We start from the raw sequence: 20,508 nt of genomic DNA, 5'->3' as shown, positions 1-20,508 counted from the left end.
AAAACCAGCCAAGAAAACCTGACTGGTTAATATAAATTTTTATTGTAAAATCTGTCAATCTATTTTAGGACGACTCAGTATTTAACCGCAAAGTTTTGTATTATTCACTGTGATTTGTCATTTCGACGAAGGAGAAATCTTCACAAGAAGCTCCACAAAGATTGGATTATAGCGACGGAGCTACTTACGGAGATTTCTCCTTCGTCGAAATGACAAACGTTGTGGAATTGAAATTTGGAATTTAATTTCCTTATCTTTAATATAACGAAAAAACCGCTGTATTAAACACCAATGGAACATTCTGGTCAGAAACTCGATAAATATTATATCAGGAAAGTAGATGCTGATAAAAAAAGCATATACTGTCACCATGATTTGATGGGTGAATTATTTATTCCGCCACACAGGCATATTAAAGCGCAATTGCTTTATGCGGAAGGTGATGTTGTTTTTGTGACTACAGAAACCAAAACGTACTTTTTGCCAGCAAGACATTTTATCTGGATTCCGAGTGGAGTGGAGCATAGCATTGAGCCGAAATCGGAAAGTGTGACAATGCGAAATCTGTATTTTCCGGTAGAAAAAGACGAAGATGACTTTTATAAAGTAGAAGGAATTTATCCCGTTAATAACTTATTGCTGCAAATGATGCTTTTTACCAATCGATGGAACGGTGATCTTAAAAAAGGAACTCCAAACTTTGCCATTGCCAAAGCGATAAAAGCGATTCTTCCGCAAATATGCACCAATAATCTTCCTTTAGAATTGCCACAACCAAAAGACAAGCGACTTGGAAAGATTCTTCGTTATATTGAAAATAATCTGGGAGAAACAATTCTGTTTGCCGATGTAGCTCATGAATTTGGTTTCAGCGAACGCTCTTTGTATCGCTTGTTTCAAAAAGATCTTGGCATGTCGTTTATTCAATATTATACGATTCGAAGAATTTTAAAGGCAATCGAACTTTTATTAGAAAGAAAACTTTCGGTAAAAGAGGTAGCCGAAGAAGTTGGTTACAATAGCGTTCCGACTTTCAGTAACACATTCTTCAAGATTTTAGGACAAAGACCTTCCGATTACTTAAACGGTGAGGAGATTTTAGAAAGCAAATGATTTGTTTTTTCTCTCGCAGATTGTGCAGATTGTGCAGATTTTTACTTTAATTCTTTAATTCATTAATTATCTGCCAAATCTGCAGGAGAAATCAAAAAATAATCACAATCAAAATCTATTTTGTAATAAATTGTTTTTCAATGTTTTAATATAACTTTTTCGGAAAACACGATTTTAACATTTGTCTGAAATGAATATGTTCTTGGCTTTTTAGAATTATCAGTCACCAGAAAAATGAAGGAACTTTGCAGCATCAAATATTTAATTATTCATGTTCCTTAAAACAACAAATTCTACAGACGATTGTTTTCCCAGAATCCTGCTGTTATTCTTAATTGTATTAGCATTCAATGGCTTACAAGCGCAGGAAGTTCATACTGTTTCATTGCAAGAAGCTTTGAAGCTAGCTAAAGAAAACAACAAAAAAATCCTCAGATCTCAATTGGAGGTCACGCTCTCAGAGCAGAATATCAAAGAAAGAAAAGAACTCCGACTGCCAGACGTACAGTTAAACGGTATGTATTCTCGAATTACGAATATTACCGAATTCAAAGGAAGCGGGTTTTTAAAAGACAAAGAAGTTACACCGGCAATTCCTGAAATTTATGAGGTCAATTCGACTTTTAAAATGCCAATTTACGCTGGAAATAAGATCAATAATGCCATCAAAATTGCCAATCAGGAAAGCGAAATAGCTAAAATAAAAACCGAAAAGGCCGAAAATGATATCGAGCTTGAAGTGGTGGCAAACTATCTGGCAATTTATAAAATGATGGAACTTCAGAAAATATTCGAAGAAAACATCAAAGAAGAAAAAAGCCGATTGAAAGAAGTACAGTCGCTTCAAAAACATGGAACGGTTACGAAAAACGAAGTTATTCGTGCCGAATTACAGCTTTCAGATCGCGAATTGAATGCGTTAACTAACTCCAAAAACATTAAAATCGCACTTCACGATCTGAAAACGCTGATCCAGATTCCAGAAAACGAAGAAATTGCGATTGATACAACGTCGAGTCTGGACGAAATGAATGGTTTGGATCCGTATGATTTTTATATGAATAAAGCTTTGCAAAACGAAGAAATGCGTATTGCTAGTCAGGAGCTGAATATCAGTAAAACCGAACTAAAAATGGTAAAAGGGAATTATTTGCCAAGTGTTCATTTCTTTGGGAATTACGGTTTTTATTATCCAAACTATAAATTCTTTCCACCTAATCCGTATCTGTATACTTTAGGACAAGTTGGTATTGAAGCCACTTTTGATCTTTCGTCTTTATATAAAAATAAAACCAAAATGGAGCAGGCGAGCACCAAAATTAAATGGCAGGAAATGCAGAATGAAATTGTAAAAGAGGAAATTCAGGACAAGTTGTATAAAGAACATACGCAGTATCAGGAAATTCTTGAAAAGTTTGTTGTTGTGGACAAAGCACTGGATTTGGCTGACGAAAATTACCGTATTGTAAAGCTGAAATACTTAAATCAGCTGGTTTTAATTACCGAAATGGTTGATGCCGATAATGCTTTGCTTCAAGCGAAATACAACAAAATTTCTACACGATTGGATGCGGTTTTAAAACATTACGAATTGCTTCATACGGCTGGAATGCTTCCGCAGAGCTAGATGTGAAAGACTGGGCTAAAGCCTTAAGAAGAAAGAGACAAGAAGAAAGATTTTTAGAAAGAACTAAGTTAAAGAGAAAAGAAAAAGATGGTTAAGATAAAAAATGAAACTAGAAGAAATAAAACGTTTCATATACTAATAACAATTATTGCGTGTGTGCTTGTTATAAGCGGTGTTATTTTAGGAATTTGGTTTTATGTGTTCAACAGAAATCACGAAGAGACTAATGACGCGCAAGTCGAACAATATGTAACGCCAATTATGTCGCGTATTACGGGTTATGTGCAGGAAGTTCGTTTTAACGAAAATCAGTTTGTGCATAAAGGAGATACTTTGGTTGTAATTGACAATCGTGAATATAAATCAAAATTGAATGTGGCTCTTGCCGATGTTCAAAACGCGCAGCAAAACAGCGTTGTGGCGCAGAAAAATGCTATAAATACGGCAAGTGCGACAGCGATTAACGAAGCGCAGTTAGAAGCTGCGAAATCGAATCTTTGGAAAACCAAATTAGAATACGAAAGATACAAAGCTTTGGTAAGCGAAGAAGCCGCAACTTCTCAGCAATTAGAGAAAGTAAAGGCAGATTACGAGTCGGCTCAGGCGCATTTTCAGGAAATGAAAAATAGAATTCATTCATCTGCTTTGAGCACTTCTGTTGCCGAAGCAAATGTTCCGACAACGCAAACCAATATTGCATCCAAACAAGCTGTTGCAGATAATGCTGCTTTATTTCTTTCGTACACCATAATTACAGCGCCTTATGACGGTTGGGTTGGAAAACGAACTTTACAGCCAGGACAATTGGTAAAAGAAGGTCAGTCTTTATTATCAATTGTAAGTAAAGAAAAATGGATTACGGCCAATTTTAAAGAAACCCAATTGCAATATTTAACCGTGGGGCAAGATGTTGAAATTAAAGCCGATGCTTTGAGCGATAAAACTTTTGTTGGTACAATAGCATCTTTATCGCCAGCGAGCGGGGCAAGATTTTCATTGCTTCCTCCAGATAATGCAACGGGTAACTTCGTAAAAATCGAACAAAGAATTCCGGTTAGAATTCAGTTGAAAGACAGCGACAAACAAGCCGAATTTTTAAGAGCGGGAATGAATATTACTGTGATCGCAGCACACTAAAATGGAAGATAAAAGTATTTTTAAATCATGGGTTCCAAAATGGGCAATCATTACGATTTTGTTTGTTTGTCTTTTGCATTCCATGATTTTATTGGGAGTTTATACGTCAAACGTAACGTATGCGGCAAGTTTTCTGGACATCGAGCCCGAAGATTTGCAGTACGCGATGTGCGTTACGTATGGAACTCTGCTGGCTACAATTCTTATAGAAAGCCGATTTTCGAGTTTTTTTCCTGCCAAAAATTACCTCATGGGCGTTTATTCGTTAATTGGAGTTACGATTATAACGTCGGGTTATGTCGATAATTTTGCGGTTTTTCTATTGCTGAGAGTTGCCGAAGGAATCTTAATGGCGCTTCCTGCCATTACCATCAGACAATTGCTTATTGAGCAGTTTGATTCTAAAAATGCCATTATAATTGGTTTTTCCTTTTATTATGGTTCTCTACTGTTGTCTACGCCTTTTATTATGAATATTGCGGTTTGGTTTCTGGATCATTACGACTGGAAATACATGCTGTATGTTTCGGGCGGACTGCAGGTTTTAAATGTCTTTTTAATCTTGGTTACTTTTCGTGGGCACCGAACAACAAAGAAAATTCCGTTGTATCAAATCGACTGGATGAGCTATTTTTTGGTTTTAACAGCTATTCTTTGCGGTGCCTACTTTTTTGTGTATGCCGAGAAAAAATATTGGTTCGAATCTTCTCAAATGGTTTTAATGCTTATTACGGCACTTATTACGGGAGGTTTGTTCATCTTCAAAGAGCTTTTGGTTAAAAGGCCAACTTTTAATTTTGAAGTTTTTAAATATGCTAATCTGAGAATTGGATTTTTATTATTTTTCTTGTTTTACATCAGCAGAGCAACGCTGAGTCTTTGCCATTCGGCGATGTATTCGATTTGGAATTGGGATCCGTCCCGAGTTGCGGGTGTGCAATACATTAACGGACTCGGAAATATTATCGGACTGGTTTTGGCGGCTTTTTTCTTGATGAAATCGCTTTCGACCAAAATCATTTTTCTGATTGGTTTTTCGCTAATTGCCTTGTATCATTTTTGGTTTACGTTTCTATTTGTGCCCGATGTGGCTTTGTCAGATATTATTGTTCCGTACTTTTTGCAGGGCATCGGAGTTGGATTGTTATTTGTTCCGTTAATTCTCTTTACTACATCTTCGGTTCCTGCAAATATGGCGGTTTCTTCAGGAATTGTGGGCGTTTCTGGACGTTTTTGGGGAAGTACAATTGGTTTTTGCGTCATGCAGAATGCAACAGTATTTTTAAACAAAAAACACTTTTTGAAACTAAGTCAATTTGTGACTGGCGAAAATCCCGAAGCACAGCAAAACATTGCAAATGCTACACAGAGTTTTATTGCCAAAGGATATTCCGCAGATAATGCGAATGTTTTAGCTATGAAAAAGATCTTTGGAAGCATTGTCAAACAGTCGACTCTGTTGGCCGATATGGAGATTTACACCATTGTAGGTTACGGTTTATTGGTTTTGATAATTCTTATTGCGTGCAATCAGCATTTGAGACAGACGATGACTTTGGTTAAAAGTAAAATTTGGATTGGGTAAGAAAGTTAAATTGTAGTTTTTTTATTGGAAATAATGTTTTTTGAAAGATTATTCTATTAGTTTTGTTTTAACTAATTCAAAATCAAATCCAAAATCTTAAGAACCTATGAGAAAAATTATATTCTTTCTATTTGCTATCACAATGATTTCTTGTTCGAGTGATGACAATGAAAATGTAGCTATTATTCAATATGATAAAGTAAGTACTGTTGTGGCAGGGGTCTTTAAGCCAAGAGATTTATTTCCTACAGCATTGACTATTGACGGAAATGGAAATATATATGTAGGAAGTTTTGAATCTGATCAGATAAGAAAAGTAGATAAAAATGGCGTTGTATCAGTTCTTGCTGGATCTGGAGAATATAGTGAGATAGATGTAAATGGACAGGGCGAAGAAGCTGTTTTTACAACAATTGTTGATTTAAATACAGATTCTAAAGGAAATATATACTTTTCAGGTTCTCATGATAGAACTTTGAGAAAAATTACTCCAGACGGCTTAGTGACTACTTATCTGACAGAAGCAGAAATGGGACGCCAGGCTTTTGGTTTTCTTATTGACAAAGAGGATAATTTGTATATTTCTGATGCAACATCCATATTAAAATTTAATCCAAAAGGAACATCAACTGTTTTAGCTGGAAAACCTGATGCATGGGGACATAATGATGGTAAAGGCGAAGAGGCACGTTTTAGTTCTGCGCAGTTTATGGCTAAGGATAGTAGGGGTAATTTATACATGAAAGAAAATGTTGGTGCCGAAGGGATTCGAAAAATAACACCAGAAGGACTTGTAACTACAATTAAAATTACGGTAAAACAAGATGGAGTCTATGTGCCGTATGTAGGTTTAGAAGACGCACAAGGGTTGGCTATAGATAAAAATGACATTATATACATATCAACATCTAATAATAATATTTTACAAATTACGCCTGACGGAAAAGGGAAATATTTATTAGGAGAAGGTGATAGGCCTAGCGGATATAAAGATGGTTTGGTTGGTGAAGCATTAACCTCTAATATAGGAAGAATCGCTTTTGATGAAAATGGGGATCTTATTATGATCGAGAATAGAAAAAACGGAATTAACGTACGTAAATTATCTCGAAAATAATCAAAATTTAATTTTATATAATAGAGGTAGATAAAGCGATTCAGTATATTTGAAGATAATAAAATAACAAAACAAGTATATGAGCCAGCAATGTGTAATTTTTGATATGGATGGCGTGATTTCGCATACAAATCCGCATCATGTAATCGCTTTTGAAAAGTTTTTCGATAAATATAATATTCCGTACACGAAAGAAGAATTTGAAGAACATATGTACGGAAAACATAACAGTTATATCATGACTCATTTCTTCAAACGCCCAATTGCGGGAGAAGAACTGATAAAATTAGAAGACGAAAAAGAAGGAATGTTTCGTGAGATCTACAAAGACAAAGTCGAAACGATTCCACATTATATGGATTTTTTAAACGAGCTAAAATCTCGTGGTTTCAAAACTGCAGTTGCAACATCTGCGCCTCGTGCGAATCTTGATTTGATTGCAAATGCTTTGAAGCTAGGCGAAAAAATGGATTCGATGATGTCGTCAGAAGACGTAACGTTTCATAAACCAAATCCAGAAGTGTATTTAAAATCAGCAGAAAGAGTTGGAGTTTCTCCTTCTGATTGTGTGGTTTTCGAAGATTCTTTTTCGGGAATTACAGCAGGATTAAATGCCAGAATGAAAGTCGTGGGCGTTTTGAGCACGCATACAAAAGAACAGCTTCCGCCATGCGATTTTTATATTAATGATTATAGTGAGATTAATGTTGATAAGATTATTGAAATATTAAATTCCAAAAAATAAATTCCTCCCGATAGCTATCAGGACCAAAAATACTATACGAGAGACCTTTGTCAAAGTTTTAAACTTTGACAAAGGTTTTTTTTCATATTGTAACCACAATCTTGTCATTTCGACGAAGAAGACTCGAGCGATAGCGAATAGGCGAAGCAAATCCCCACAAGTAGCTCCATAAAGTAATGTGTTAATCTGTGTCGAGCTTCTCACGAAGATTTCTCTTTCGTCGAAATGACAAACTGCACAGATTCACTTTGTTTAATAATAAAACTATATGAATTGCCTCCTGCTTTAGCTGGAGTTTTTTTTATGTTTAAAAAGGGAAAGGCTTTAGCCGAAAATTGATTTCTATAAGAAAAAAATAATTAAAGTTGAACGCATATATGGGGTCAAATGAAATTAAGTTCTAAGGATTTTTGCAATAATTTAAATTTAAAAAATATGGGCAAAAATCATTTTTCAAAAGAAGTTGAAATTAGATTAAAGGATTTTTTTACAAATACAATTGATTCTGATGAAATGGCAAGAGCTATACGGCAAGTAAATTATATTCTTTCCTTAAGTATCATTAGGGGTTGCGAAACTGTGGAAACCGAATTCAATAATCTTGAAGATAATTTTTACTGGCTCAATAAATTAGCAGAAGTTCTCGACCCTTATTTAGATGTTGATTAAGTAAAAGAAATTATCTTCATTTCGACGAAAGGAGAAACCAAAAGCAAAACCGACAAAAAATTCCAGAGTGATTTCCGCAATTTTTTTCATAGTGTACAACCTGTTGGTGATGCTGAAAAGCTCCTTTCGTCAAGATGGATGCTTGTTGTGTTAACCTATTCTGAGATATGGCTTTAAACAAAAAAATAACTAATAAAAGAATTTTAAAATCATATATTTGTAAATATTTACTTATAAAACAATAATTATGAATGAAAGTGATTTTAAAGTAAAAACCGATTTAGATCCTTTAGAATATAAAAAATTATTTGGAGATCCATTTTGGAATCAGCAAGGAAGTTCAAAAGCTAGAAGTTTCTACCTTCAACTGCAGGATAAAGAAAAGGCTTTAATGTTAAAAAAGAATTATCTTGAAATGATTGAAAAAGCCAGACAAAGAAATTTTAATATGGCAGCAGATTGTTTGCAATGGTGGTTGGATGGTTCAGGATTTACAAAAACGATAGATTTTAAATGGCTTAGAGGCAACAATGAAGTTGTTGTTGCTGAGAATGTAAATATTGAACGTTTTGAAGAAAGACTTGGACTAGAGAATTTTGAAAAAAGGTTAACAAAAGAAGGAGATTCTGCAAAGTATACTAATGAATTTCAGCGCCAATTTACTGGGGGCATTTTTCGCGAATTGTATTATGTTTGCGGTACAAGTACAATAACTTCAAAAGGTAATTTTACAGTTACTAGGAGGAAAGATAATTTTGTTTTGTCAGGAACAATCATTCATTATTGGTGGGATAGGTACGATTGGCATAAAGGTGCAAATGCTTATATCAATGGTTTTGGATATGTGAACGATTCGGATGCTTTATTGGTAGAAAAATATTGCGGAGCAAGACCGTATGAAATGAGAGGGCAATGGCAGCAAAGTTTTAATAAAACTTTTCAAATAGGTTTTTTTGGAGGGTTAAATGTAAAATTAAAATAGAAAAAATAAAACACAAATACGCGAACAGAGCTTGTTTGGAGTTACCGATTAAAATAAACAAGTGTTCAAATTAGAAAGAGAAATGGATAGCATTAACGGAGAATATAAAAAGGAAGAAGAATTAGACGGTGATGTTAATGAGTTAGTAAAGATTTTACTAAATTTAGTAAAGATATGTTTTAGCTTTATTATTCTTGTCTTTTTTGTTTCTTGCGAAAGTCAAACGGCTACAAAGGAAATTTTGAATGTTGGAAAAGAATTAACTACGAATGATTTATCAAGAATAGATTCTACTGGAAATATTGTATTTATTGGAAGAGGTCTAAAGGAAAAAATAAGTGAATTAAAAAAGCAAAACTCTAAATTTAAATTTGAAGTTAAAAATAAGGACTTAAATTATCCTTTTGGAGATTCCAAAGCAGAGAATGTTTTAATATTAAATAATGGAACTCAAAAAATTAATGTGAGATTAAAATATAATTCAAATAAAAAGAAGTTTGATATTTTAGGTTATTCTTCTAAATAAAAAACTATTGCCGCTACTATAACGCAGAAAATATTTAAACTAATTTTAAATTTTAGGGTAAAATTAGTTGAATATTAGTAAAAACAAAAAAGCTTCTGAAAAATCTTCAGAAGCTTTTTTTATGAGAATGCTTTTGTAGCGTGGATTTGATATTAAAAAAGCTCAACAATAAAAAAGTAGAATAATACCCAAGTTCCTATGAAAAAAAATCCGAGGTACATATTGTTTAAGTTTTTCTTTAAGTCCTTTTTAATTATAAGGTGATATAAAACCCAACCGAAGAAAGCGAGCGTTAAACCCATTGCCATAAAAATTCTTGACATAATTTATCTGTTTTTAGCGACATTTCAATTGGTTGTGTCGTCTGTTAGAAATTGATTTTTATATTCTATAAATTCAATAGTTCCAGATTTATAGAAAGTTAAGTAAAATTACAGATTTAAAACGATGTTTACAAATGTAAAATTCAGGTTTTCGAAAACGTGTAAATGCTGTTTTGAAATGTATTTAACAGTAAAAATAAAATGTAATAAAAACAAAAAAGCTTCTGAAAAACTGATTCAGAAGCTTCTTAAAAGTGCGGATAATAGGATTCGAATCCTTATGTTTGTGTGTAATTTTGTATGACGATAATATTTGTAAACCCCTTTATTTAAAGGGTTTTAATGAGTAATGATATTTTTAAATCATACACAAACTCACACAAACATAATTATTTTGGGGGAAATATGGGGGAAATATTTATATTTGTAATATATGGCAACCATCAATTACAGAATAAACGAAAAAGTAGCAAAAGACCCTGCAATGATTTATGTAAGGTTCAAAGAAGCTAAAATAGACTTGGAAGTACCAACATCAATTGTGGTCTTTAAAAGGCATTGGAGTAAAGCGAAGCAAACTGTCAAATCTAATCATGATTCTGATGATTATCGAAATATCGCAAATAAACAACTAAACGACCTAAAGTCTCTTATTGTTAGAAAATATGGTATAGATAATCATGCAGGAAAAACTATAAATACCAAATGGTTGAAAGATGTCATTCTGGAGTTTCATAACAAACCAACATCTGACTCAACTGATAAAGAAATATTCTTAACCGATTTTGGAGATTTTTATTCTGAAAAATCCAAAAACCGTATAAATCCAAGAACAGGAAAAAAATTGGATATAAGAACTTTTCAAGATTACAACAATTCGGTCAATAAATTAAAGGATTATGAAAAACATATAGGCTCAAGGATTAGACTTGATGATGTAAGTTTAGTTTTTCATACTCATTTTATTGATTATCTAACAGATGTGGATAAATTGGGTCCGAATACTATTGGTGGTGTAATAGCTAATGTTAAAGCCTTTTTGAAGTCAGCTGAAAGTTATGGTTATAGAGTAAATCAAGATTACAAGAGCCGTGAGTTTGTTGCTCCTTCAGCCAAAACAATTGATATCTATTTTAATGAAACTGAAATTTTGAAGATAAAAAAACACCAATTTGAGCCAAACGGATATTTAGATAATGCCCGTGATTGGTTAATAATTGGTTTGTGGACTGGATTGAGAATCTCGGACTTTTTACAGCTTAAGAAGAAAGATTACGTTGATGGCTTTATTCAAAACAATAATTTTAAGACTGGAATTCCTGTAGTAATACCAATACACCCAGATGTGCAAGAAGTTTTGGATAAGAGAAATGGAAACTTACCACGAGAGATTTCTGACCAAAACTTTAATGACTACATTAAGATCGTTGCGGAAAAAGTTGGTTTTACCGAAAAAGTGGAAGGAAGTAAGATGGTTAAAGTTCTTGACGGCAATAATAATGAAGTAAGCAGAAAGGTCCGCGCAAAATATCACAAATACGAATTAGTTACATCACATATTTGTAGACGTTCGTTTGCAACAAACCTTTATGGAAAAATTGACACACTTACAATTATGAAGATAACTGGTCATAAGACAGAAAAGCAATTTTTAGATTATGTTAAAATATCTCCTAAAGAATATGCAATGAGGTTAAAAGAATTATGGTCCAAAGTATATCAAAAAAATGAATAACTATTTTACAATGTGTTTATGTATCTTAGAATTTCAGATTTTTTATATTTCACTCCCATTCCAATATTAGAACTTGCTATCTTGCCTCTCTTTTTTAAATTGTCGACCGTACCAATAGAAACATTTAGTTTTTGAGCGACTTCTTCTCTGGAGAGTAAGCAATCATCGAAATAATAATTTTTTGACAATGATTCCAACAATTCATTTTTAAATCCTTCGAATCTTATTGCCGTAAGTCGTTCGACTTCATTGTTGATTTGCGCTTGTAGCGCATCTTGGTTAATAATACTACTAGTTAACATGTAAACATAGCTACCACATCTCAGTTCTTTATAAAGGTAGCGAGAGTTATTTTTCCTCATTTTGAGGTATTGAGAAAACATTCTATTTGGTATTTAAAAAGTTTTCGTCAGCTAGTAGCCAAAATAAAGAGTTAACCCAAATTGACTATGGAAATAGCATTTAGAATGCTGTTATTACAAAGTTACTATTTTTATTTGATAGAATCAACTAGTCTAGAAAAGACAGGGTATCTCAGATTAAATTTTATGGATAATAATTGATTTATTAATTCAGCTTCGATTAGATCAATAATTAAGGTTTAGCTGTCTAAAAATGAATGCCAATAATAAAAATAGCCACAAAAAATGTGGCTTTTAAATAAGTTTCTGATGTATCAACTATTTAACTTTTAGATTGTTTTTTTATTAATATTCCCAACCTTTTTTTAATGAACATTCAGTATCACTATTGATTGAATTATTGTCTTTAAAACGTATAAATAAATCTCCATTTGAAGTACGCCAAATTTTATATGTTCCATAAGTACAATTCCCTAATAATCTGTACTTGTAATCAGTTTTACCATTGCTATAATTAACAGATTCTATTTCAACACTTCCTATTGATAAAGAAACTGGAGGTTGTTCAGTCCAATCACTAGTTACATTGTCAGATGAAACCCCGTTGTTCGACATAATGAGATGCGACTTCCAACATTTTATTTCTGTTTCAGTTATTTCAAATCTATAATATGTTACAACGCCACCAGACTCAGTGGTTTCATCATGCCATTTCCCTTTAATAAAATTTTCAACGTTTTCTTTAGAATCAATATTGTTCCCTTTTTTATAACTTTTTAGTCCAAAAGCAAAAACAAGAAATAAAAGAGAAAAGATAAAGAATGTAGTAGGGGTAAAGATTTTTTTCATTTTTTAAGTTTTAAATTGTCAGTACAAACATATAAAAAATACTCCAAATAAAGAGGTAATAAATAAAGAGTTACATTATTTAAAGACATTTAATTGATTTGCTTCATAAAAAGAGTGAAAAAATGACTTCGAAAAATAATGAGAATATTGGGAAAGAAGCAAAAGTTGAAGAATCAATTTACTTAAAAAGAGTAGGGGAAAGATTAAAGTATTTCAGAAAAAAAGCAGGTTACACAAACTCTGAATATTTTGCTTATGAAAACAATATAAGCAGACCGCAATATGGAAAGTACGAAGCTGGAGCAAACATTCAATTAAATACTTTAATTAAAATACTGAAAGCAATGAATGTGACTCTTGAAGAATTTTTTACAGGTTTCAATGAGTATTGAAACTTTGTAATAATTAGATAAATTATTATTTGTGATAAATTTGTTTTCACAGATCAATCACAAATAACAATTTATTTTCTAAGAAAAAGTGATTTTTGAACAAGTATTTTTGAACAACTATTTTTACAGTTCATATTATCTCTTTTTTGTAAAATCATGAGATTTGATTAAATTTTAAAAATGAGGAATAGTAAAATTATTGAGGTCCAAATAGAACTATCTTTTACCACTTCCTCCACATCCCCCACATGTTATTCGACCACTTCCATTACAACCAGAACAATTAACAACTCTAGTTTCATTTAGACCTTTATTTTGGCTTTTGGTACCTCTCCCTCCACAGCCAGGACAAGCTATTTGACCATTTCCATTACATCTTGAACAACTTTCACTCATAATACTTTAGTTTTATTTAATTTGATATTATTTTTTTTAAATATTTTATCTAATTGGCTTTGGTATATTATTGAATCTGTTAGGTCAGCACCTGTTAAATCAGCACCTTCAAATTCAACTGTGGTCAGGTCAATATTAACTAATTTGCAATTGATTAGCTTGGTATAAGATAAATCAGTATTTTGCATAGTCGAGTCGGTGAAATCGGTATTAGTAAAATCACAGGCTGAAAAGACGGAACGGTCTAGATATGTGCGTATAAATTTGGAATTACAAAAATAGACACCTTTGATTGTCGTATCTTTTAATACTATACCAGAAACCTCCGCAGTTTTAAAATTAGCTCCTAATAATTCTATAATATCCTCGTTTATTAGTTTAGATTCATGTAAAAATTGAAGAACTTGCCCTTTTCTTTCATCGCTTAAGGTCTCTACTGCAACAATTGTACGAGTTCTAGCAATAATTTTACTTTCTTTATTTAAATTAATATCTAGTAAATTTGATTTTATTATTAAATCAGAAATGACTCTGAAATAAGAATCTAATGTCTCATTTTGTTTATTTTCAAAATCTTTTTTTTCATCTTTAGATTTTTCATATTCCTTGTAAATCCATCCTATTGTCGCAATTGATATAGGGACAATTAAAAGATCTAGCCAATCCCATAGCTTTTTCGGTTCTGGTCCATTTTTGCTTGCATCATATGGAGCAAAACCCATCCATTCAGGGGAATTATATGGAAAAATACCATTGTAGCCAATGTATAATGAAAATCCGATTATAAATATGATAATAATTGTTTTTACATAATTCATGGGAATTCGTCATTTTTTAATACTTAGCTTTTTTTCTTTTTAAATCTTGTATTTAATTCGTAACTAATTTTAGATATACTTAATCTATATTTGATTGTTATCTAATATAATTTTGTCAAACTCTTCGTAATTATACTTTTCAAGTCCATCATCTAGTAAACGATTAAAAATGTCAGAAATGGAACTAGTGAAAAAGTATCTTTCCATAATCTTGTGGTTGGTTGAATTAAAATCTATTTCCTTGTAATCCTTTTTAAAATCCTCTACTTCATTGTCTTTCAATATGACATAACCGAGAAATTTGGATTTATATTCATATAAATAATAAGGGTCAATTATGTTTTTCATTTCTCCAATTATACATTCCCATATAATAGTATTTCCAAGTGTATAAATAAATCCCACCTTTTTAAAACCTAATTTATTGAGTAGTTTTTCAGAAACCCAAATTTTTTTGTAACCATAATTTATTAACTGATAGTTATAGATTTTAATTTCTTTGGAAGTTGGCAGTAATATTGCATTGTAACCATCTTCATTTTTGTTCAAAATTCTGATTGGTATATAATTATTCTTGCCAGGATTATTAATTTCGATGTATTCGTTATTGTTAAATTCGATCATAATTTTGTTGTCTTTGATGGTGCTTTTGCTTGGTTGAGAGGAGTGATTCTTGCTTCTATTTTTTGAATTTTTTTATCGATATTGTCAATCTTGTTTTCTAAATCTTTGTCTTTAGAATATATAATCGCAACTAAAGCAACGACTAACGATAGTAATGGAGTTACAATTGCAATTAAATCTTTTGCATTGTCTTTTATTAAATTTAGCCACTCTTTTCTATAATTGCCGAATTGATGAGACACCATGCCTTCAGGAGTAATTTCATATGGAGTATTAGCTCTTACGTCGTAAATGTCAATACCAAGTTGTGCTGGACGTACTTCGCCTTTTGACTTTAAAAATTTAATAAGAACAGAGGCTGTAAGTACAGTTATTTTCATTTTTTGAGCTATTTCTGTTGGGCTCATTCTATTGATTCTGACTCCTCCTTCTTCTGGTACATCATCATACAGAATGCCAAGTAATTCGTGTTTCTTAGTATAATGGCTCATCTAAATTGTTTTTAATAGAGTTTAATTACTTGTGTTATTGGATTTAAAGAGTGTTGGTATATCTTTGTTAGTATTCAATAATGTATCCATCTGTTTTTTTTATAACTTCTTCTAAATTAAGGTATTCTACGGAAGCTAGATTTTCTATATTATAAACACGTGCTAGTTTATAATTTTTATTATTGTTTACATATGTATTATGCTCGTGGTTTGACAGATAGAATTTTCTAGAATATATATCATCAATGGTTCTGGTTGTTGATTTTACTTCGATATACATATCTTCTCCGAGTTCATTTTTTGATAATATGTCGTAGCCAAATCTATTAGACTCTAATGCAACATGGCGTGGATACCCATTATTTAGAAAACCAAGTCTTTCTAATTTCTCTGTTTCTTGTTCCATAATAAAAAGTTCGCCCTTTAATCCAATTTCAGCTAACCGTTCTGCTCGTTTTATATATTGTTCAGAAGTTAAAGGAGGGATTACTTTATCCGCTTCAGTTACTTTATCAATCGACCCCATCAAAAATACAACCTGAGCAACTAATAAATCAAGTTTAGCATTTTCAATCTCGCCAAACTCATCAGGATAAATTTTTGCAATTATATGAGACGATTGCGGATTTATTGCGATTCCTTCTTTCCATTGATTTGGAGTTGAAGGATTGCCATTTAGATAAGCTTTAAATCCATATTCAAATAAAGAATTGAAGCGTTCTTTTATATAGACGTTTTTTTCTATTGAAGCAGAAAGATTTGCGCCTATTTCTTTAAATTGGCTTTCTAAAATTCGCTTTTCTTCATTAGTAATACTTCGAGATGATGCTCGACCAAAATAAAAACCAACATCTAAACATTTTTCAAATCGATTTACTACAAAACTTATTTGTGCGGAATATTGTTTATTACTATTTCCTTTGAAAAAGCCTGCCCATACGTTATTTAAATTTGTGCTTTGCCCCACTGGATTTCCAGATGACATTTCGGTTTCAAATGGACCATAATTAGACACGTATTTTGCGGAAAAATATTCAGCGATACTTTTTAATTTTCGACGAATAAGTAAAAGTTGTACCCTTTCTGATTCATTTGCATTCGACAATATGGTATTTCTTGTATAAGATCTAGAATATAAATCATTAATGAGTTTTAAGTCATTTGCGGTTATTTTTTTCATTGGTTATGTCAGGGATGTTGAATTTTAATAGTTGTCTAAATTATTTATAACATTCGTTTATTTGGTAAATTAGAGAGAGTATTCTATCTATGATGGTATTCAATTTCATTTGGTGTTAACTGACTCCTAGATTTTAGTTTATATTGAGTTTTCAAAACTTTTAACTCATCTATAACTATTGGAGCTCCTCCATCTATATAAAATGGAGCAAAATAAAACTCACCATTTTTTGGTTGTTGCTCTAGAAATTTATAGAAAAACATTCCTAATTGTACTTTTAAATTTTTCCAATAGACCATTTGAAGTGTTATCGATTGTTGTTTCTTTCCGTATTTCTCAACTTGCATTTGTTTTTCATATTCGTTAAACATTGGTTTTAACCATTTACGTTCTGTGTTTGCATATAGATAAGTTGAGTAAGTTTCATCATCTTCTAATACGAAGGAAATACAGATGTTGTTGTTATCATCTATATCTTCATCTTGATTCCATGAGCGTATATATTCAAAAAATTTGATTGCGTAATCTTTATCTTTGTAAGCTGGACCAAAATAATTCAAGTAGCCTTTATGGTCTTTTATTTCAGGATTCAATAAAAAATAACCGTTTGTCAACCATTGGTCATATTCTATTTCAAAATTTGGAAAAGGTTGAATAATCATGACTGAATATTCAAAAATTGTTCTTTCAAAGAATTGCTCAATAATAAATAGGCTGATTGTAATAACAATTCCTGTTATATATGAGAAAGTCAAAAAGGAAATAAGAATACCAACTGCTGTTAATATTCGTAAAAACCATTTTACATATTTTTCAAATTTTTCATGGACAATTAATTTTGGATAATATTTTGCCCATTCTAATCGAATTATAGTTCGTGAATCAATTCTCCAATTTCCTTTTTTAAACTTCATGTGTTAAAATTTTATTTTTGATTTTTTTGTTTTATAAAAATACTGTAAAGATTTTAGAGCCAGAAATTAGAATTTTATAACAAAAGATAATTATTGTTTAAATGCTTCTGTTAAATTTATTCTTTTTAAGAGGTGTTCAATAGATACTCCCTCTACACTTTCATAACGATTCATATTCTCAAACATGTTTAAAAAATTACTCCCTTTCTCTGTTTTATCTATGACCGATTTAATTACAAGTTTATTTTCACGAGTGTCCTCATCGTATTTATAGATCTTATCTCTTGTGTATGGATAATTTATATAGTTATTGTATGCATTTACTAGATAAGCTTCAAGTTGAATAATTCTTCTTTCGTTATTTTCGTTAACTTTTTTATTTATAATTTTCAAAAAATAATTTTGTAACTCCTCAATTGTTAATGATTTACTATTTATTTTGTTGTAAAAATCTTCATGAATTGTTTTAATAAAAACCAAAAAGAAGAAAAGTTGAGGTATTACATAACTGTTACTGTCAAAAGAACGTAAGGCTAATCTTGAATGTGAAAATATTTTTTCTTGTTTACGCAATGCAATTGGACCATTTGAAAATAGTATTGAACAGATTCCTAGGAAATTATTTTTATCTGAATCGAGTTCTCTATACTTTTTACGATTTTCAGAAATAAAAAATTGATCAAATTCAAAATAATCGTATAAATACTTATGGAATATTTCATTTTCAGGCTCAGGTATAGAATATTCAATATCAATGAATCGTCTTAAATATTCATCAGCATCAATCTTGTCACTACCATAAACTCCTTTAACGGAATTCCCAAGTTGAATTTTATCTATTGATAATACGAATACGATATTTGGAACTGAAAAAAAATGTTTTATTTGTTCTAAAATTGATACTGCATAATCAGGTCTACATCGGTCAAGTTCATCAATTAAAAAAATAAGTGGTTTGCCTTTATTTGTATTAGCGATAAATTCGGAAAGACTTTTGCGAAAATCTAGAATTCCCTTTTTCTTTTTAGCGTACTCGTTAACATCATTTTCGAAAATATCGTTCAGACCTTTTGTAACATTCACTACCGCATCTTTAATTTCTTTAGTATTGATATATTTATCTGCGATAGATTGAACTATTATTGGGGCAATGTGCTTTGATAGGATAGAAGCATTTTTTAAGGCGACTTTAAATTTAGGTTCAGTAGATTTAGTAGTGATGTTCTTTAACTCGCCCATTAAAGCTGTTAAAGGGTTGTTTTCGAAGTCATTTTCCCAAGCGTTAAAGTATACAGTTTGAAATTCTTTGTCTTTTAAATCCTGCTCCCACATTTTTATAAACGTGGTTTTTCCTGTTCCCCATTGATTGTTTATAGCCAAGACAAAACCACTTGAATAAGAATTAACTAAATCTAATAGTATGTTTGCATATTTTTTTCTGTCTAATTTACAATTAGCGAATGGGTCCCCTGATTCAATTTTAATATCGTAATGTTTAATACTCATTCATTTGATTTTTTAAATTTGGCATATTTTTTTGCTTCTTCCTAACTTTTGTTATGTGGTAAGTATATGATGGATTTACTTTAAAATTCGTTTATACTTCTTCATTTCGTTTTCGTCAATATTTTTTTCTTCAGCTATATTTTTGATTTTTTGTTTCATTCCAATTCTATGATAAATTTGGTTGTTTTCATCAGATAGAGTTATCAATTTTATTGTTTGCTCCGTGTCTAGCTCATCGATAATATTAACTATTGCTTTATCGTACCTATTTTGTGCGGCATCGAAACTGTTGCTTTCTCCGAAATAATTCAAGCAATATTCTATAAAAAGATTTAGACAATTATTGTCGATTGACATGTTTTTTAAGAAAACAATATAATCTGTCTGAAGTCCTGATATTTCTTTGTAATCTAATGTTTTAAGGTGTTCTTCAAAAGATGATTTATGAAACCAAGATATAAAAACTAAATTGTCATCTGAAGCAATCTGCGCGTCAATTAGAAGCTGTAGAGGTTTATCTAATAGTTTATAGATTTCAGGAAAACGAGAAAGTAAACCAACAAGATTTGTTAAAGACGATTTATTTGATACTTTGCTAAAAAAATCTTGTTCGTGTCGAATCAATTCTAAGCAAATCTCTTTTTTATTCTTTAATAATAATCTTAAAGCTTTGTAAGTTATTGCTCTGTTTTCTTTAGATTTTGGATCTTCCGAATTAAATACGATTTTCCAAAGACTGCGGAATAATTTTTTAAAATCGGTATCTTTTAAACGTTTGAGATATCTTGAATTTAGATAGTTTTCAAGATTTTCATCTTCTATTATTTTATCTTTAACATCAACAAGGTCGCTTAAAAAAGTGTCAAAAATTTTATTTGAAAAAAACGGAGGGTTAGTTAAAATGCCGTCCAAAATATTTCTAATTAGTCCTTGTATCAAATCTTTATTTGGTGAATATAGAAGGTCAGAATTATTTAAAACAGGATGAGCGGATAAATGTCTGAATTTTTGAAGAGATTCGATTGCAACAATATCAGATACTTCTAACAAACTAGTTCGTGTGTTTATAAATTCAACTAATTTGGATTCCCAATCTGGGGATCTAGGATTTTTTCGTTGTAAATCTTCAATTTCATCTAAAATTTTTTTTGCTGTTGAGTCGCCGTAAATATCTCTTAAGTCTCTTAATTTGTATACTAAATCACAAATAAGAACAGAATATAGCATGACGGTGCATGAGCGAAAATTTCCATTTACAAAAGTTTGATATACTTCTTTAAAATATTCTTTTGTATTGTTATTTTGAATTTTTTCTATTGAAGATTCTATCGAAAAATTATAGTTCATATTTAATGTCTGGATTAAGCTATATTGCAACTGGTTTATTCAAAACTAATTTCGTTAATCAATTCAAATG

General features: G+C 31.2%; 20 protein-coding genes. 11 read left to right on the top strand and 9 right to left on the bottom strand.

What is annotated here, in order from left to right:
* Positions 1–291 precede the first annotated feature (291 nt).
* The 10 genes from AAYQ05_RS20785 (at position 292) to AAYQ05_RS20740 (ending at position 11,559) form a co-directional block, all read left to right on the top strand.
* Positions 292–1,113: an AraC family transcriptional regulator gene (locus AAYQ05_RS20785; RefSeq protein ID WP_343545189.1), complete on the top strand. Its 822-nt coding sequence runs from the start codon at positions 292–294 to the stop codon at positions 1,111–1,113.
* 271 nt (positions 1,114–1,384) lie between these two features.
* Entirely contained in the window at positions 1,385–2,740 is a 1,356-nt protein-coding gene (locus AAYQ05_RS20780) for a TolC family protein (RefSeq protein ID WP_343545188.1), read from the top strand.
* 87 nt (positions 2,741–2,827) lie between these two features.
* The gene (locus tag AAYQ05_RS20775; protein ID WP_343545187.1) at positions 2,828–3,877 is read left to right on the top strand and encodes an HlyD family secretion protein; all 1,050 of its coding nucleotides are present in this window, start codon (positions 2,828–2,830) and stop codon (positions 3,875–3,877) included.
* A 1-nt stretch (position 3,878) separates the two neighbouring features.
* Positions 3,879–5,462, top strand: coding sequence for an MFS transporter (locus AAYQ05_RS20770; RefSeq protein WP_343545185.1), 1,584 nt, complete (start codon positions 3,879–3,881; stop codon positions 5,460–5,462).
* A gap of 106 nt (positions 5,463–5,568) precedes the next feature.
* Complete coding sequence (locus tag AAYQ05_RS20765) at positions 5,569–6,579, top strand: NHL repeat-containing protein (protein ID WP_343545183.1); 1,011 nt, start codon at positions 5,569–5,571, stop codon at positions 6,577–6,579.
* Between the two features lie 79 nt (positions 6,580–6,658).
* Positions 6,659–7,324: an HAD family hydrolase gene (locus AAYQ05_RS20760; protein ID WP_343545182.1), complete on the top strand. Its 666-nt coding sequence runs from the start codon at positions 6,659–6,661 to the stop codon at positions 7,322–7,324.
* A 435-nt stretch (positions 7,325–7,759) separates the two neighbouring features.
* Positions 7,760–7,993, top strand: coding sequence for a hypothetical protein (locus AAYQ05_RS20755; protein WP_119789077.1), 234 nt, complete (start codon positions 7,760–7,762; stop codon positions 7,991–7,993).
* Between the two features lie 247 nt (positions 7,994–8,240).
* Complete coding sequence (locus tag AAYQ05_RS20750) at positions 8,241–8,975, top strand: hypothetical protein (RefSeq protein ID WP_343545181.1); 735 nt, start codon at positions 8,241–8,243, stop codon at positions 8,973–8,975.
* Positions 8,976–9,057: 82 nt separating this feature from the next.
* Entirely contained in the window at positions 9,058–9,501 is a 444-nt protein-coding gene (locus tag AAYQ05_RS20745) for a hypothetical protein (RefSeq protein WP_343545180.1), read from the top strand.
* Positions 9,502–10,257: 756 nt separating this feature from the next.
* A complete protein-coding gene (locus tag AAYQ05_RS20740; protein WP_343545179.1) occupies positions 10,258–11,559 on the top strand; it encodes a site-specific integrase in 1,302 nt (433 codons plus the stop codon).
* Positions 11,560–11,564: 5 nt separating this feature from the next.
* Here AAYQ05_RS20740 and AAYQ05_RS20735 read toward each other — a convergent pair whose 3' ends face one another.
* Positions 11,565–11,942, bottom strand: coding sequence for a helix-turn-helix domain-containing protein (locus AAYQ05_RS20735; protein ID WP_343545178.1), 378 nt, complete (start codon positions 11,940–11,942; stop codon positions 11,565–11,567).
* Between the two features lie 324 nt (positions 11,943–12,266).
* Positions 12,267–12,770 (bottom strand): hypothetical protein, encoded by a 504-nt coding sequence (locus tag AAYQ05_RS20730; protein ID WP_343545177.1) that lies wholly within the window; start codon positions 12,768–12,770, stop codon positions 12,267–12,269.
* A 122-nt stretch (positions 12,771–12,892) separates the two neighbouring features.
* On the opposite strand from AAYQ05_RS20730, the gene AAYQ05_RS20725 reads away from it, so the two are divergent.
* A complete protein-coding gene (locus tag AAYQ05_RS20725; protein WP_343545176.1) occupies positions 12,893–13,162 on the top strand; it encodes a helix-turn-helix domain-containing protein in 270 nt (89 codons plus the stop codon).
* 392 nt (positions 13,163–13,554) lie between these two features.
* On the opposite strand, the gene AAYQ05_RS20720 is transcribed toward AAYQ05_RS20725, so the two are convergent.
* The 7 genes from AAYQ05_RS20720 to AAYQ05_RS20690 form a co-directional block, all read right to left on the bottom strand.
* Positions 13,555–14,376 (bottom strand): pentapeptide repeat-containing protein, encoded by an 822-nt coding sequence (locus AAYQ05_RS20720; protein WP_343545175.1) that lies wholly within the window; start codon positions 14,374–14,376, stop codon positions 13,555–13,557.
* An 84-nt stretch (positions 14,377–14,460) separates the two neighbouring features.
* Positions 14,461–15,000 (bottom strand): hypothetical protein, encoded by a 540-nt coding sequence (locus AAYQ05_RS20715; protein WP_343545174.1) that lies wholly within the window; start codon positions 14,998–15,000, stop codon positions 14,461–14,463.
* A complete protein-coding gene (locus tag AAYQ05_RS20710; protein ID WP_343545173.1) occupies positions 14,997–15,491 on the bottom strand; it encodes a hypothetical protein in 495 nt (164 codons plus the stop codon). Before AAYQ05_RS20710 ends, AAYQ05_RS20715 begins: the two co-directional genes overlap by 4 nt.
* A 67-nt stretch (positions 15,492–15,558) precedes the next feature.
* Positions 15,559–16,671 (bottom strand): protein NO VEIN domain-containing protein, encoded by a 1,113-nt coding sequence (locus tag AAYQ05_RS20705; protein WP_343545172.1) that lies wholly within the window; start codon positions 16,669–16,671, stop codon positions 15,559–15,561.
* Between the two features lie 83 nt (positions 16,672–16,754).
* Positions 16,755–17,585 (bottom strand): hypothetical protein, encoded by an 831-nt coding sequence (locus tag AAYQ05_RS20700; RefSeq protein ID WP_343545171.1) that lies wholly within the window; start codon positions 17,583–17,585, stop codon positions 16,755–16,757.
* 90 nt (positions 17,586–17,675) lie between these two features.
* Positions 17,676–19,091: a KAP family P-loop NTPase fold protein gene (locus AAYQ05_RS20695; RefSeq protein ID WP_343545170.1), complete on the bottom strand. Its 1,416-nt coding sequence runs from the start codon at positions 19,089–19,091 to the stop codon at positions 17,676–17,678.
* Between the two features lie 75 nt (positions 19,092–19,166).
* Entirely contained in the window at positions 19,167–20,438 is a 1,272-nt protein-coding gene (locus AAYQ05_RS20690; RefSeq protein ID WP_343545169.1) for a hypothetical protein, read from the bottom strand.
* Positions 20,439–20,508 lie beyond the last annotated feature (70 nt).

The organism is Flavobacterium movens (genome assembly GCF_039581425.1).
Lineage (GTDB): Bacteria > Bacteroidota > Bacteroidia > Flavobacteriales > Flavobacteriaceae > Flavobacterium > Flavobacterium luteolum.
The sequence above is the reverse complement of the archived record's forward strand: the minus strand, read 5'-3'. Positions and strand labels throughout refer to the sequence as shown.